The organism is Streptomyces sp. 891-h (assembly GCF_022760275.1).
In the GTDB taxonomy this organism is placed as follows: domain Bacteria; phylum Actinomycetota; class Actinomycetes; order Streptomycetales; family Streptomycetaceae; genus Streptomyces; species Streptomyces spirodelae.
On the sequence record NZ_CP050693.1, the window covers coordinates 1,458,386 to 1,472,752 of the forward strand.

Here is a 14,367-nt window from a genome sequence, read left to right on the forward strand (position 1 = left end):
TCCCGCCGGGCACCGGCCGATCAGCGGCCGGCGCCCTGGGCCGCGGCATCACTCCTCTCCTCGTCCAACGCCAGTTGCACCACCGTGGGTTGCCGCCGCCTGCGGATGAGGACGCCGCGTCCGGCGGGACGCGGGTACGCCCGCTGGTTCCCGATCAGCGCACCCTCGCGGTGATCCCCTGACAGCAGCAGCCCGTCCGTGTCCAGCTCCTTCAGCCGGCTCAGCAGCGGGTCGGACATCAGCGCGCGGCTGGCGCCACCGACCCGGCGGGCCAGCACCAGGTGGAGGCCGATCTCGCCGGCCTGGGTGATGAACTCGGCCAGCCCGGCCAGCGGCCCGCGGTTCATGGGGCCGCCGCTGGCGAGGTCGTAGTCGTCGGCGACGACATACAGCTCCGGGCCCTGCCACCAGTCGCGCTCCCTGAGCTGGCGGGCGGTGATGTCCGGCGGCGGCATCCGCTTGCGCAGGGTGTCCAGCAGCACAGCCGCCTGGCGGCCGACGAGGTCCGCGTCGCCGCCCTGGGCGCCGATGTACTCCTCCGGCACCGAGTCGAGCAGACCGCGACGGTAGTCGACGACCATGAACCGCACCTCGCGCGCCGTGTGCCGGGCGGCCAGCCCGCGCATCCAGCTGCGCAGGAACGCGGTCTTGCCGGAGCCGGAGTCCCCGAAGACCACGAAGTGCGACTGACCGCGCGTCATATCGAGGCCGACGGGCCTCAGGTCGGCCTCGCGGAGGCCGATGGGCACCTCGCCCTTCTCCAGCGCCGGGCCGTGGCCCGCCCACCGCTGCCCGTCGGCCGGACCGGCGGAGACGGCGGCGGCCAGGTCGGCGGCGGTGACCAGCTCCGGCAGCACCCGCAGCGCCGGCGGCGCCGGCCGCTTCCACGACTCGGCGATCCGGGACACCAGCCGGGACTGGGCGTCGGTGAGCCGCTCCACGCTGTCCTCGCCGTCGACGCGGGGCAGTGCGATGTGGTGGATGAGCCCCTTGCCGACCAGGCCGCGGCCCGGCACGGTGTGGCCCAGCCGACGGGCCACCGACCGGCTGACCTCCGACTCGGACGGGTCGTTGAGCCGCAGCTCCAGCCGACCCGGGATGGCGTCGCGCAGGTTGGGGCGGATCTCCACCCAGCGGTTCGCCGTCAGCCACAGGTGGACGCCGACGCCCAGACCTCGGTTGGCGATCTCCGCGACGGTCGGGGCGAACGATTCGTCGACGGCGGTCAGTGCCGACCAGTTGTCGATGACCAGAACCACGTCGGCCGCCCCGGTGCCTTCCGGGAGATCACCGGACTCGCGCCGGGCACGCAGATCGTCGGCGGACTGCAGCCGCAGGTCCCGGAACATCCGCTCACGCGAGGTGATGAGGTTCTCGACCTCTGCCAGCACCCGCCGCACACGGGCGCCGTCCCGGCGTCCGGCGACGCCCACCACGTGCGGGGTGTCCTCCAGTTCGTGCAGTGCGCCACCGCTCATATCGATGGCGTAGAACTGCATCTCGTCCGGAGTGTGGGTGAGCATCGCGCTGAGCATCGCCGTGCGCAGGAACATGCTCTTGCCGGACTGCGGCGCACCGACGAGCGCGACGTGCCCCTCGCCCTCGGCCACGTCGAGCACGAGCGGCTGCTGCTCCTGGCGCTCCGGCAGATCGACCACGCCGACGGGGAACTTCAGCGAGCCCGGCAGCGGCCAGTGCGGCGAGCACAGCCCGCGGTCCGCGTCCGCCTGGGGCTCGCCCAGCAGCGGGGCGAGTGTGAAGACGGGCGGCAGCGGCGGCAGCCACACCTGGTGTCCCGGTGTGTCCTCGCTTATCAGGTGGCGCACCGCGACCTGGAGTTCGGTCTCGTCGTCCTCCGACCACTCCCAGGTGCGGTTCTCGTGGGTGACGTCGGCCGGCAGCGGCGGCAGATCGCCCTGCACGGCGTACGGGACCGGTTCGAGGTGCTCCTCCTCGTCCTCGCCCTGGTGCGGCGGCTCGTACGGGGCGGAGACATGGGCGACGCGGAAGCGCTCGTACACCGACTCGTCCACCTTCAGGTAGGCGGAGCCCGGGATGGCGGGCAGCATGTACGCGTCGGAGGTGCCGATGACGGCACGGGACTCGGCGGAGCTGAAGGTGCGCAGGCAGATCCGGTACGACAGGTGCGACTCCAGGCCGCGCAGCCGCCCCTCCTCCAGCCGCTGGGTGGCCAGCAGCAGATGCATGCCCAGCGACCGTCCGACGCGGCCGATCTGCACGAACAGGTCGATGAAGTCCTGCCGCTGCGAGAGCAGTTCGCCGAACTCGTCGACGACGATCAGCAGGTACGGCAGCGGCTCCAGCGGGTTTCCGTGCACATCGGTGCCCCCTGCGGCCTGCTTGAGCTGGTACTCGCGCACCGAGTCGACGTTGCCGGCATCCCGCAGCATCCGCTGCCGGCGCTGCTGCTCGCCCTCCAGCGCTGCGCGCATCCGGTCCACGAGGGCCAGGTCGTCGGCGAGGTTGGTGATCAGGCCGGAGACGTGCGGCAGCTCGGTGACGCCCGCGAAGGTGGCACCGCCCTTGAAGTCGACCAGCACGTAGGAGAGGTGGTCGGGCGAGTGCACCGTCGACAGGCCGATGACCAGTGTCCGCAGCAGCTCGCTCTTGCCGGAGCCGGTGGCGCCGACCACCAGGCCGTGCGGGCCGATGCCGCCCTGCGCCGACTCCTTGAGGTCCAGCTCCAGCGGTTCGCCGGTGCCGTCGACCCCGATGGGGACGCGGAGCAGGTCCGGGTCCTCGGGGCTGCGCCGGTTCTGTGCCGGGTCGAGGCGGTTGAGGTCGGGGATGCCCAGCATGGAGGCCAGCGACACGCTCTGGGACAGCACCTGGTCGCGTTCGCCGGTGAGCCGCAGCGGTGCCAGCGCGCGGGCTGCGTGCTCCCGCCCGGCCGGCTGCGTCTCGTCGGCCACGGCATCCTTGACGGCGCTGTACAGCCGGCTGTCGCGGCCCTCCAGGGACACCGCGCCTGTCTCGTCCACCCGGGCCCGCACGTCCACGCGTCCCGGCTCGTCCCGCTCCTGAGCCACCAGGCAGACGATGTGCAGCGCCACATCGGGGCCGGCCTCGGCCAGCAGCTGGGAGACCAGCGGCGAGCGAACCCAGGAGGCGGCCGGGTCGAAATCGTCGAGCACCACCACGACGCGCTGCCGCGGTGAGTCGGAGCCGGTTGGCAGCAGCCGGTTGGCGCGTTCCGTGCGGAGGGTCGCGATCCGCTCCAGCACCTCCTGGAGGTGCTCCTGGAGGCCGGAGATGTCCGCCGCCACCAGGGGCACGACCTCCTGGTCGCGGAACCGGGCCGCGGAGCCGGGGTCCTGGGTGTGCGGCAGCCACTTGGTCCAGTCCCACACCGGGCTCCCGCCGGTCACCACGGCCAGCCGCACATCGTCCGGGGCGTGCAGCACCGCCAGCTGCAGCAGCATGGTCTGCGCGAGCGCGCGGGTGTGCTCGCGCGGGCCGAGCAGGGTGACGACGCCGGAGGAGCCCAGGTCGAGCCAGGCGGGCTGCCCGGCGACGGTGTTCTGCGTCTCCACCAGCTCGGCGGCGGCGTGCCGGGCGTGCGGGTCGAGCTCGACGGTCGGGTCGTTCTGCTGCGGCATGGACAGCGGGGTGGCCAGCGGCGTGGTGCCGGTGCCGACGCGCAGGTGCAGGAAGTCCGAGTCACCGGGGCGGCGTTCCCAAACCCGCCGCCGCCGGGTGGCTATCGCCCACAGCCGGTCCGGGTGCGGGTACCGCCACACGGCGGCCAGCCGCTGCTCGGCGGCGACCCGCATCGCCTGCTTCCGGACGTCGCCGAGGTACTCGATGTACTTCTCGCGCTGCCGCTCCTGGTTGCGCCGCCGTCCGGCGCGCAGCTGCATCCGGACGCCGATGGTGACGCCGATGGACAGCACCACGAAGGCGATCCCGAGGAGGATCATCCAGGGGCGGCCGTTGGCGATCATGTACGCGGCCATGGAGAAGCTGCTCAGCAGGGGCAGCAGCAGCATCACCCACTGCGCCGCGCCGGGAGGCTCCGGCTTCTGCGGAATCGTGGCCAGCGTCGTCTTCCCCTCCGGCATGGGGGGAGGGGCGATCCGCACCGGGCGGTGGAAGGGGATTCGGCTCATGGATGTTGCTGCCTCAATGGGATGTCGCGTCGGCGAGCGGGCCGGTCGGAAGGGAGCCGCCCGGGAGCGGAGGACGGGCTCGGCTCACAGCGCCCCCTCGGGGGGCAGGTCCTGCGGCAGCAGGGTCGTGAGGACGCCGGAGTCCGTGTCGGCCAGGTCCACAGTGGCCAGGTCGCCGTCGGCCAGCCGCTGCGCGTGCCGTTCCGTCATCAGCTGGAACGCCTGGCGGGCGGTGCGGCCGTTGCCGAAGCCGTCGCCGCGCGTCATCGCCGCGAAGTACCCGTGCAGGGCCTCCAGCGTCTCGGGGGCGCAGGTGTACTGGTGGTTCTCCGCCTGGTGCTGGACGATCCGCACCAGGTCCTGCGACGAGTAGTCGTCGAAGGTGAGGGTGCGGGTGAAGCGGGACGCGAGGCCGGGGTTGGAATCCAGGAAGCGGTTCATGTCCCCCGGGTAGCCGGCGACGATGACGACGACCTCGTCGCGGTGGTCCTCCATCAGCTTCACAAGGGTGGAGATCGCCTCGGAGCCGAAGTCGTTGCCGATGCCGCCCGGGGTCAGCGAGTACGCCTCGTCGATGAACAGCACGCCGCCCAGCGCGCGCCGGAACACCGCCGTCGTCTTCGGCGCCGTATGGCCCACGTACTCGCCGACCAGGTCGCCGCGGTCCGTCTCCACCAGATGTCCGCGCTCCAGCAGGCCCAGGGCGGCGAGGAAGCCGCCGTAGAGGCGGGCGACGGTGGTCTTGCCGGTGCCGGGGTTGCCCGCGAAGACGAGGTGGCGGCTGAGCGGCGGCGGGGAGAGTCCCGCGTCCTGGCGGACCTTGACCATCTGCATCAGCTTGGTCATCGTCCGCACATCGCGCTTGACGCTCTCCAGGCCCACGAGCCGGTCGAGTTCGTCGCGCAGCTGCTGGAGCCGCTCCTCGGCGGACTGGTCATCGCCCTCCTCCTTCTTGACGGCGGCGCCCGCGCCGGTCCTGGCGGCGACGCCGGAGGAGGCGCCCGCGACGGCGACGCGCCGTCCGAGGCCGTCGCCGTCGGCGCCGTCCAGCGTGGGCAGCAGCGGCTCCTCGACGCCCTCGACGACGCAGCCCTCGGCCCGGACATCGGCCTCCTCGTCCCGCAGCAGGTCCTGTTCGCTGCCGGAGACGGCGCAGCGGCGCAGCGTGGGGCTGGACTTGGCGCCGGCGTAGACGGCGGGGAAGCGGCAGTCGGTGATCTCGCAGTCCTCGTAGAGGCCCTCGCCGCGCTCCTCGACGAACAGTCCGTTCTTCGCCGCCTCCCGCACGGCGGTGCCGCGTATCCGGGGCCGGGCGCCCGCGCGCACGACGATCCCGCTGCCGGACGCCTCGCGCACCGCGCCACCGTCCATCACGACGGTGGAGTCCGTCCCCAGCACCACCCCGGAGGAGCCGCTGCGCGACACGGTGACGTTCTCCAGCAGGCCACCGGTGCCGGGGCCGACCTCGACGCCCACCCCGGTGGTGTCGCTGATCTCGCAGCCCACCAGCAGCGGCCGGTGCGTGGTGCGCAGCCGGACGCCGAGCCGGGCACCGCTGATGCGGCAGTCGCGCAGCACGGCGTCGCCGCCGTCCACGCTGACGCCGACGAGTTCGGTGTCCGCCGTCTCGCAGTCGGCGGCCAGGAGTTCGGCGCGGTCGGTGGCGCGCAGCCCGTACTCGGGGGTGCCGCTGACGGTGCAGCCCGACAGCCGGCCGCGGGCGCCGCCGCCGAGGTGCACCGCGGTGTAGGTGGTGTCCTTGACCGTGCAGCCGGTGAAGGTCACCTCGGCGTCCCCCACCGCGTAGACGCCGTTCGCGGCGGTGCGGGCGAAGGTGCTCTCGTCGGCGGTGGCGCCGGCCCGGCCGGTCACCACCAGCGCGCTGTCCTCGCTGTCCACGGCCCGCACCCGCTGCATGCCCAACTTGCCGGAGCCGGTGGCGATCAGCGCGGCGCCGCTGGTGTGGTGGATGTGGCAGTCGTCGAGCAGCGCCGCGCTCTCTCCTTCCGCCAGCACGCCCGCGCCGGCGGTGCGGAAGATCTCGCAGCCGCGCAGCCGCACACCGAACGAGTCGCCGTCCGACGGCTCCTCGGCGGAGGCCGCGCCCGACACCTCGCCCGGCGAGCGGCCCGGCTGACTCGCGGACCCCGGCCGGCCCGAGCGGCGCCCGGCGGAACCGGCCAGCCGGACGCCCTGGGCGCCGGTCTCGTACAGCCGGCACTCGCGCAGCACAGCCCCGGCGCGGCTCTCGGCGAGCAGCCCGGCGCCGGCGCTGTGCTTGATCTCGCAGCGGTTCAGTGTTGCGTGCGCCGCCCCGCCGAGGTGGACACCGCGTGCGGCCACCTCGTCGATCACCGTCTCGGTGGCCTCCAGCCGCGCCTCGTCGTCGGCGACGACGCCGTCGCCCTCGCAGGCGTTGATGCCGCAGCCCTCCATCGTGGTGCGGCTGGTGCCGGTCAGCCGGACGGCGGCCAGTGCGGCGCCGCGCACGGTGCAGCCGGTGAAGGTGGGCGTCGCCGTCTCGGACACCTCGATCCGGCCGCCGTCGATCTCGCAGTCCCGCAGGACCGGCTCGCCGGCCCGCACCAGCACCGCGGGCTCGCGCGGCGAGGACGCCTCGAAGGTGAGGCCGCTCAGCTGCGACGCGCCGCCGTGCGTGGTGAGGGCGGGGCCGCGGGCGGCGACCACGCGCACGGTGCCCGCGCCCTTCTCCGCCACCAGCGTCACGTCCTTGTCCAGCACGACGCTCTCGTTGTACGTGCCCGGGCGGATGGAGACGACGGCGCCGGGGCCGGCGCCGCGCACCGCGGCGCTGATCGTCCTGTGCGCGCCCCAGCTGCCGGGCGCCACCCGCTGCTGCTTCCCGCCCCTCATCGCACGGCCCTCCGGGCCCTCGCCCGCGGGTGGGCGCGGTGTCCAGCCGCCGCGCTCACATCGAGCTCCCGAGGTTCGCCAAGCCCTCGTAGACACCGAACACGCCGACGGCGAGCGGCACGCACACGATGGCCAGGAAACTCGCCAGCCCGGTCAGCCATTTGGCCCGCTCCGTCAGGTCCACCGGGCGCACCGCGGCCCGGAACGCCATGCCCAGGCCGCACCCGGTCAGCACGATGCCGGCCCCGAAGGCCACCAGGGCGCCGAGCTGCACGTTGTCGAGCAGAACCTCCGGCAACCGGGTGACGAGGGCCACCAGGCCCAGGGTGCCGACGGCCAGTTGCGGGGCGACGACCGGGACCAGCCGGGACGAGCCGGCGTCCAGCAGCACCGCAACGCCGGCACAGCCCAACAGGGCGAAGGCGTAAGGGTTCTCGGAGGCGGCCAGCGTCACCAGCGCCCAGCCGAGGCCGATCGCGAGGAGGACGGTGAGGAAGGTGAGCAGCCGGTTGCGGCGGCGGACGGCGGCGGCCACCTCGTCGCTCTCCCGGCCCCGGCGCTCCGGCGCCTCGCCGGGCACCAGCACGGCGATCTGGCTGGCGATCCGCGGCAGCACCCGGAACAGCAGCAGCATGACGACTGCCACCACCGCGGCCGACGACGTGGGGCCGGCGCCCAGCACCGCCAGCGGGATCGTGAGGAGCGCGACGACGGCGGCGACCAGCAGCGCGACCACCGTGGGCACCGAGGGCAGGGCCAGCAGTGCGGCGACCGCGCCCAGAACGCCGGACATGGTGACCACCGCGGGGACGGCCACCGGTCCGTGCAGCGGCAGACCGAGTCCGACGGCGAGGGTCAGCGGGACGGCTGCCAGCGCCATCGCCTGCCGCACCCCCGCGGACACGGGCCAGCTCTTGCGCGTCGCGTACCAGGACGTCAGCGCCGAGGCCAGCCCGACCAGGAAGAACATCACCACGGCGGGGCCCGCCTCGTGGCGGAGGCTGAGCGGGACGGCGGCCAGCACACTGCCGAACAGGCCCGCGACGACGACGGACAGCGCCCGGTTGCGGGCGTTCCACCGCTGAGCGTCCTCGTTCGCCGCGGCGATCTGGTCGTCGAGGTCGGTGACGGAGAGGTCGAGGTCCTCGTCCGCACGGCAGTCGCGCAGATACAGCACCGCGCCGTCCAGGATCCCGGCGTTCTCCAGGGAGTCGCCGGGAGGAAACGGCGGGGCTCCGGCGGGGGCCAGCGACCACACCGGGGGCATGGCCTCCGACTCGTCCTGACCGCACAGCCCGGCGAGCCGGGGAACGTACTCGGCTATCGGGGTGCGCACGGGCAGCGCGAGATCCACGCTCTTGCGCTCACCGACCACGGTGACGCGGCAGCGTTCATCGGGCACTTGGTCGTCTTCCTTCTCCCGGCTCCCTCAGGGGGCCCTGCCGACCCCGCGCCCCGGGGATGGCGGACGGCCCGGCCTCCGGGCCCCTTGAGGAACCGCGTGTGTGTGGTCAGTGCTTCCAGGTGGAGACGTTGGACCACTCGGCGTCGCTGTAGTTGTTCCAGTTCAGGTGCATCGCGTGGGCGATGCGGCCGAGCACCCCGTCGTAACCGAACAGACCCTCGGCCGCGAGGTCCCACTCGTTCTGCATGTCCTGGTAGTAGGTCGCGGCCTGGCTCTCGTTCCAGGAGGCGGCGACGTCGCTCAGCCGGATCTTCAGGTTCCGCAACTCATCGGTCGTCTTGTCCGAGAGCGTCCTGATGCGCGCCGGCGCGTCCCCGAGTTCGGCGCGGACGAGAATGTTGGCGCCGTCGATGTTGGTCATGGGTACTCCTCGTCGGGGGGTGAGAAGAGGGCTTCAGGAGAAGTTGGCGCCGTGGTCGCTCATCGCGGCGAACTGGGTGCCCTTGTTCGGTGTGGGGATGTCCACGCCGAGTGCCGTGAGGTTCGCCAGGTTCTGCGATTCGGACTCCCGGTAGTTGACGTAGTTGCCCTCAAGCCCCTTTGAGATGCCCATGAGGGCGTCGTTCAGCATGCGGGCATAGGTGTCGAACTCCTGCATGAGCAACTCGAACTGGGCGTGCGCGGGACCCTGCCACGCCTGGCCCAGCTGCTCCGCGTACGCCCGCAGGCTCTGGATGTCCTCCGCCACCCGGCCGGCGGTGAGAGCGGTGTCCTGCGACGCCTGGTGCACCCGCTCGGGAGTTACTCGGTAGTGCACACCACCAACGGTGGCATGGCCCTGTTCCGCCATTGCGGATTCGCCTCCCTTAGCCTGACCAGCAGTCAGGTATTTCCTGGGGACCTCTCCCTGTCGAATACGACAGGGAGCCCGCCCACTTCCGTGTGGACGTCTTTGAAAAAGAGGGCGCCGGTGCCGCGCGGTGCCGCCGGCATCAACAATGTGTTTCCGGTGACGCCCTTCCGAACTGTTCACGGGGCCGCGCACACGGCCGTGCATTTCCCTTGAACGCGAACGCGACGACGCCCGGAAAGCGCATCGTACGCGGTGCAAGCGGCGCGGGTTCCCCCGGCGTGACCAGCTGGGCAGTGCCAACACCCCGTGTGGGCTGCACAGTTCCCACCGTGGGCACACCTCCTCCCCGGTCGCACATCGAGCGCATTGCCATGACCGGTCCACAGCTCCGGTCGAAGCGTACCTGACGCTAGACCAAAAGAAAGGTCGGGGCCAAGAGCCAACTCACCCTGTTCAGACGCAATTCTGTGACGAGTAGTCGCCGAGTTCCCAGGGGTTCCTTCCCCCAGGGTGGGAACAGACCGGTCGGCCCACTGTGGGCGCGGGCGTGTACGCGAGGAATTGCATACGGAACCCGACCGGGCGCTCGGAGAGAGAAATCGGAACCGAAGTCGGCGTTCCGGTGCCCGTTTCCCGCCCGTTTCGGGTCGCCGCAGGCACCGATCGGCACCCCCGGGTCTTCGGAGAGCGCCGGAAGCGCGTCCTGGGCGCCGGCCGCAGGGATCACAGCATCAGGTCCAAGTACCACTGCCCGTGCTCGTCCTGCCAGCAGGCGTAGCCGACGTAGTCGTTCGAGTCCCACCGGACCATGTTCTCGCCCCAGGACCTGCACTCGTCGATGCTTCCCACCTTGTAGGTCGCGTCGGCGATGCCGTCCCCGGGCTTGCCGGGGCCGTCGGCCGCGAGAGCGGGTCCGGCGGCCACGCCGGAGAAGGCGGCGACGCCGACAACGACGAGGGCCGCCTTGGTGAACTTCTTGCGCATGATCTCCTCGACAGGTGGTAGTGCCTGGCCGTACGAGGGGTTCGATGGCGGATCGGGGACAAAAGTTCACGCCTCGCGGACACTTTTTTCGACCCGTGCGCAGCTGTGCGGGCCGCGAAGCGCGACAACGCCGGATCGGGACTGCGACATCGCCACCAGCGCGCTCCGCCACGGCGACCGTCCTGGCCACGAGATCGCCCGGCGCCGGAAACAGCAGATCCCCACGGCTTACAGGAAGCCGTGGGGATCCGGTGAGTGTCCGAGGGGGGACTCGAACCCCCACGCCCGATAAAGGGCACTAGCACCTCAAGCTAGCGCGTCTACCATTCCGCCACCCGGACTGGGCCGTGCCACGGTGGTGTGCCGTGGCGACGGCCGTAACGATACCAAGGGTTGGGAGTGCTTCTCACCTGGGTTTCCTGGCGGATTGCCCTATTTGTGAAGTTTGCCCGACCATCTTCCCTTCGAGTGGAGTGCTAGCGGCGCTTGCCGCGGAGGTAGGCGGCGGAGCGGCGGGCCGAGGTGAGGGAGCCGGCGGGGTTGGCGTCGGGGTCGACGGCGTCGTCCCGTTCCATGAGCCAGTTGTGGTCGGCGGGGCGGCCGCGGTGGCGGCCGCGCTTGAGGACGGTGCCGATGAACTGCTCGTAGTCGATGTCGCCGTCGCCGACGTCGACCATGTGGTAGCCGTCCGGGGAGGCCTCGTCGTGTTCGCCGTCCTTGACGTGGAAGAGCGGGTAGCGGTGCGGGGCCGCCAGGACGTAGTCGACCGGGTCGAAGGGGGCCGGGCTGCCGTCGGGGCGAACGCTGAAGCGGTGCTTGCCGGCGAAGGCCCAGTAGATGTCCATCTCCAGGTAGACCAGCTCGGGGTCGGTCTCGGCGAGCAGCACGTCGTAGAGGCGCACGTTCGGCTTGTCCTCGGCGAAGCCGAACTCCATCTGGTGGTTGTGCTGGTAGAACTTCAGGCCGCGGGCGCGCGCCGCCGCGCCGTAGGTGTTGAAGTCCTCCGCCGCGCGCTTCCAGCCGTCGACGGTCCGGCCGTAGCGGTCGGGGCTCGAGGCCGTTCCCACATGGGGGAGGCCGAGGGCCGCCGCGTCGTCGACGACCTTCTCCAGCTGGGTGGCGAAGGTGTAGGCGGCGGGATCGTGGGAGTAGTAGCCGACGTGGCTGCCGATGCCGCGCAGCCCGTGGTCGCGCAGCAGGCGCTTGAGCCGGCGGAGAGTGATCTCGCCGGTGCCCTGCGTGTAGCCGGCGAACTCGACGGAGTCGTAGCCGTAGCGTTCCAGCTCCTTGAAGACGGTGCTGAAGCCGAGCGTCTGTATCTGGTCACGGACGGTGTACAGCTGGATGCCGAGCTTGCCGCGCGGGACGATCGGGCGGCAGCCGTGCCGGTCGGTCCCCGGGGTGGCCGCCGCGGCCGGCCGGCTGCTCAGGAGGGTGGCCGCCGTGGCGCCCGCCGCCACGCCCAGGAAGCCGCGGCGGCGCAGCTTGCGGTGCAGTTCGGTGTGCTCGTCGGTGTGCTCGGTGGAGTGTCTGCTGGTCATGCGGGGTCTCCCAGTGCGAGGTCGAGAAGCAGGCGTTTCACTTCGGTGGCGGGGAAGGGCCGGCCGGCGGCTGCCGGTCCGTGTTCGCCGAGGGCCCCGGCGCGGGAGCACAGGAGCACCGGGCCGTCCTCGGGCCGGTCGGGCAGCCGTCCGTGGCTGCCGCGGATCGGGGTGGGGTCGAGGGGGACGACGGCCATCCGGTAGCGCATACCGGCCTTCTTGCGGGCCAGGGCCGCGGCGGCGCGCAGCTTGACGTAGGGGTCGTTCGGGTCCATGAACAGCTCGACCGGGTCGTAGCCGGGCTTCCGGTGGATCTCCACGAGCTGCGCGAAGTCGGGGGCGCGGTGGTCGTCGAGCCAGTAGTAGTAGGTGAACCAGGCGTCGGGTTCGGCGACGGCGACCAGTTCGCCGGAGCGCGGATGGTCCAGGCCCGCCTCCTTCTTGCCCGGCTCGTCCAGCAGCCGGTCCAGGCCGGGGAGGCCGGCCAGCGCCTCGCGGGTGGCGGGCAGGTCGGCGGGGTCGCGCACGTAGACGTGGGCGAGCTGGTGGTCGGCGACGGCGAAGGCGCGGGAGGCCCAGGGGTCCAGGTACTCCATGCCGTCCTGGGTGTGGACCTCCAGCAGTCCGGCGCGGCGCAGCGCGCGGTTGATGTCGATGTGGCGCCGTACGCGGGTGATGCCGTACTCGGAGAGGGCGACGACGGTGCGGCCCTCGGCGCGCGCGTCGGCCAGCAGCGGGGCGAGGGCGGCGTCCACGTCGGCGGCGGCGCGGTGGGCCCGGGGGTCGTCGGGGCCGTAGCGCTGGAGGTCGTAGTCGAGGTGGGGGACGTAGCACAGGGCGAGGTCGGGGTGGCGGGTGCGCAGGATGTGGCGGGTGGCGTCGATGATCCACTGCGAGGAGGTGAGGTCCGCGCCGGGGCCCCAGAAGGTGAAGAGGGGAAAGTCGCCCAGTTCGGCGACCAGTTCGTCGTGGAGGGACGGCGGCCGGGTGTAGCAGTCCGGCTCCTTGCGGCCGTCCGCGTAGTACACGGGGCGCGGGGTGACCGTCCAGTCGGTGTCCGCGCCCATCGCGTACCACCAGCAGATGTTCGCCACCGTGTAGCCCGGCTGCCGGGCACGCGCCGCGTGCCACAGCTTCTCGCCGCCGACCAGCGCGTTGTGCTGGCGCCACAGCAGGACGTCGCCGAGTTCGCGGAAGTACCAGCCGTTGCCGACGATGCCGTGCCCGGAGGGGAGTTCGCCGGTGAGGAAGGTGGACTGGGCCGCGCAGGTGACGGCGGGGAGGACGGTGCGGAGAGGGGCCTGGGAGCCGCTGTCGGCCAGGGCACGCAGGTTCGGCATACGGGTCAGCAGGGCGGGGGTCAGCCCCACCACGTCGATGACCAGCAAGGGGGCGCTCACGGCAGCTCCTTGAGGCCGAGGTCGGTGAGCAGGTCGCGCGCGGTGGACAGTTCGGCGGCCAGGCCGTCAGCGAGCTGTGCGCGGGTGGTGGGGCGCAGCGCGGGCGGGAGGGCCTGCCAGGTGTAGGTCTCCACCTCCAGGTGCCTGGTCAGCGGGGCCGGGCCGCCGACCAGGTGGGTGAGCGTCTCGCCGAGCACATCGGTGGTGGCCGTCAGCGGTGGGCTGAGCGGCGCGTGCAGCGGGACGTGGAAGTGGGAGCGCCACGGCCCGGTGGTGGGCAGTGCTCCGGGTGCCAGCGCGCGGTCGAGGTCGTCGGTGGCGCGCAGGGGGCCTTCCGGGGTGCGGACGCGGGTCTGGTGCAGGAAGCGCGGCTCGGCGAACTCGGCCAGCGCCGCGCGCACTCGGGGGTCTTCGGGGTGCGCGGCGTGCAGCGCGGCGGACAGCTGGGACTTGACCACCGGCAGGCCCGCCTCGCTGAGCGCGGCCAGCGCCTTGGCCGGGTTCTCGAAGGCGGTGGCCAGATGGCAGGTGTCCACGCAGACGCCGATCCGGTGTGCGGGCGGGCCGTCCTCGCCGCTGAGCGCCTCGACGGCGTCGGCCGTGGTCTCCACGGTGCAGCCGGGCTCGGGTTCGAGACCGACGCGGATGGAGCGGCCGGTCAGCTCCTCCAGCGCGTCCAGCCGTGCCGCCAGGGTGTGCAGCCGGGTCAGCGCACGGTGCCGGGCCTCGGCGTCGAAGCCGGTGCGCCAGGCGAGCGGCAGCGTGGAGATGCTGCCCTCTCGTACGTCGTCGGGCAGCAGCGCGGCCAGCAGCCGGGCGAGGTCGGTGGTGTGGTCCAGGCGCGCGTCGTCGGTCCAGTCGGGCCGGTAGACGCGGTACTTGACGTGCTCGTCGCCGAAGCCCTGGTAGGGGAAGCCGTTCAGCGTGACGACTTCGAGGCCCGCCTGGTCGAGCCCCGAGCGCAGCCGGCGGACGGCCGCCGGGTCGTCGGTGAGGGTACGGGCCGCGTCGCGGGCCAGCCACAGGCCGATGCCGAGCCGGTCCCGGTGCAGCCTGCGGCGTACCGGCTCCGCGTACTCGGTCAGCTGCCGCAGTACGCCGTCGAGCTGCTCGGCGGCGTGGACGTTGGTGCAGTAGGCGAGGTGGACCGTGGTGCCGTCGGGGTGCCGGAATCGCATGG

Annotated in this window: 9 protein-coding genes and 1 tRNA gene; all 10 read right to left on the bottom strand. The window is 72.4% G+C overall.

What is annotated here, in order from left to right; genetic code table 11:
* Positions 1–20: 20 nt before the first annotated feature.
* Entirely contained in the window at positions 21–4,130 is a 4,110-nt protein-coding gene (gene eccCa, locus HC362_RS06105; protein WP_243082904.1) for a type VII secretion protein EccCa, read from the bottom strand.
* 84 nt (positions 4,131–4,214) lie between these two features.
* A complete protein-coding gene (locus tag HC362_RS06110; protein ID WP_243082905.1) occupies positions 4,215–7,004 on the bottom strand; it encodes a right-handed parallel beta-helix repeat-containing protein in 2,790 nt (929 codons plus the stop codon).
* A 55-nt stretch (positions 7,005–7,059) separates the two neighbouring features.
* The gene (locus tag HC362_RS06115; protein ID WP_243082906.1) at positions 7,060–8,406 is read right to left on the bottom strand and encodes an EsaB/YukD family protein; all 1,347 of its coding nucleotides are present in this window, start codon (positions 8,404–8,406) and stop codon (positions 7,060–7,062) included.
* 109 nt (positions 8,407–8,515) lie between these two features.
* A complete protein-coding gene (locus HC362_RS06120; protein ID WP_243082907.1) occupies positions 8,516–8,830 on the bottom strand; it encodes a WXG100 family type VII secretion target in 315 nt (104 codons plus the stop codon).
* 33 nt (positions 8,831–8,863) lie between these two features.
* Positions 8,864–9,226 carry a WXG100 family type VII secretion target gene (locus HC362_RS06125; RefSeq protein WP_243082908.1) on the bottom strand — a complete coding sequence of 121 codons (363 nt, stop codon included), beginning with the start codon at positions 9,224–9,226 and terminating at the stop codon, positions 8,864–8,866.
* Positions 9,227–9,985: 759 nt separating this feature from the next.
* Positions 9,986–10,246: a hypothetical protein gene (locus tag HC362_RS06130; protein WP_243082909.1), complete on the bottom strand. Its 261-nt coding sequence runs from the start codon at positions 10,244–10,246 to the stop codon at positions 9,986–9,988.
* A gap of 256 nt (positions 10,247–10,502) precedes the next feature.
* A tRNA-Leu gene (locus HC362_RS06135) sits at positions 10,503–10,587 on the bottom strand.
* Between the two features lie 135 nt (positions 10,588–10,722).
* Positions 10,723–11,787, bottom strand: coding sequence for a sugar phosphate isomerase/epimerase (locus HC362_RS06140; protein WP_243082910.1), 1,065 nt, complete (start codon positions 11,785–11,787; stop codon positions 10,723–10,725).
* Positions 11,784–13,187, bottom strand: a complete 1,404-nt coding sequence (locus tag HC362_RS06145) for a nucleotide pyrophosphatase/phosphodiesterase family protein (RefSeq protein ID WP_279240070.1) — start codon at positions 13,185–13,187, stop codon at positions 11,784–11,786. Before HC362_RS06145 ends, HC362_RS06140 begins: the two co-directional genes overlap by 4 nt.
* Complete coding sequence (gene eboE / locus HC362_RS06150; RefSeq protein WP_243082911.1) at positions 13,184–14,365, bottom strand: metabolite traffic protein EboE; 1,182 nt, start codon at positions 14,363–14,365, stop codon at positions 13,184–13,186. Before eboE ends, HC362_RS06145 begins: the two co-directional genes overlap by 4 nt.
* Between the last annotated feature and the right edge of the window lie 2 nt (positions 14,366–14,367).

Bases quoted from the DNA above. Each gene is read 5' to 3' on its own strand.
- eccCa (WP_243082904.1), bottom strand. From the start codon at position 4,130: ATGAGCCGAATCCCCTTCCACCGCCCGGTGCGGATCGCCCCTCCCCCC.
- HC362_RS06110 (WP_243082905.1), bottom strand. From the start codon at position 7,004: ATGAGGGGCGGGAAGCAGCAGCGGGTGGCGCCCGGCAGCTGGGGCGCG.
- HC362_RS06120 (WP_243082907.1), bottom strand. From the start codon at position 8,830: ATGACCAACATCGACGGCGCCAACATTCTCGTCCGCGCCGAACTCGGG.
- HC362_RS06130 (WP_243082909.1), bottom strand. From the start codon at position 10,246: ATGCGCAAGAAGTTCACCAAGGCGGCCCTCGTCGTTGTCGGCGTCGCC.
- HC362_RS06140 (WP_243082910.1), bottom strand. From the start codon at position 11,787: ATGACCAGCAGACACTCCACCGAGCACACCGACGAGCACACCGAACTG.
- eboE (WP_243082911.1), bottom strand. From the start codon at position 14,365: ATGCGATTCCGGCACCCCGACGGCACCACGGTCCACCTCGCCTACTGC.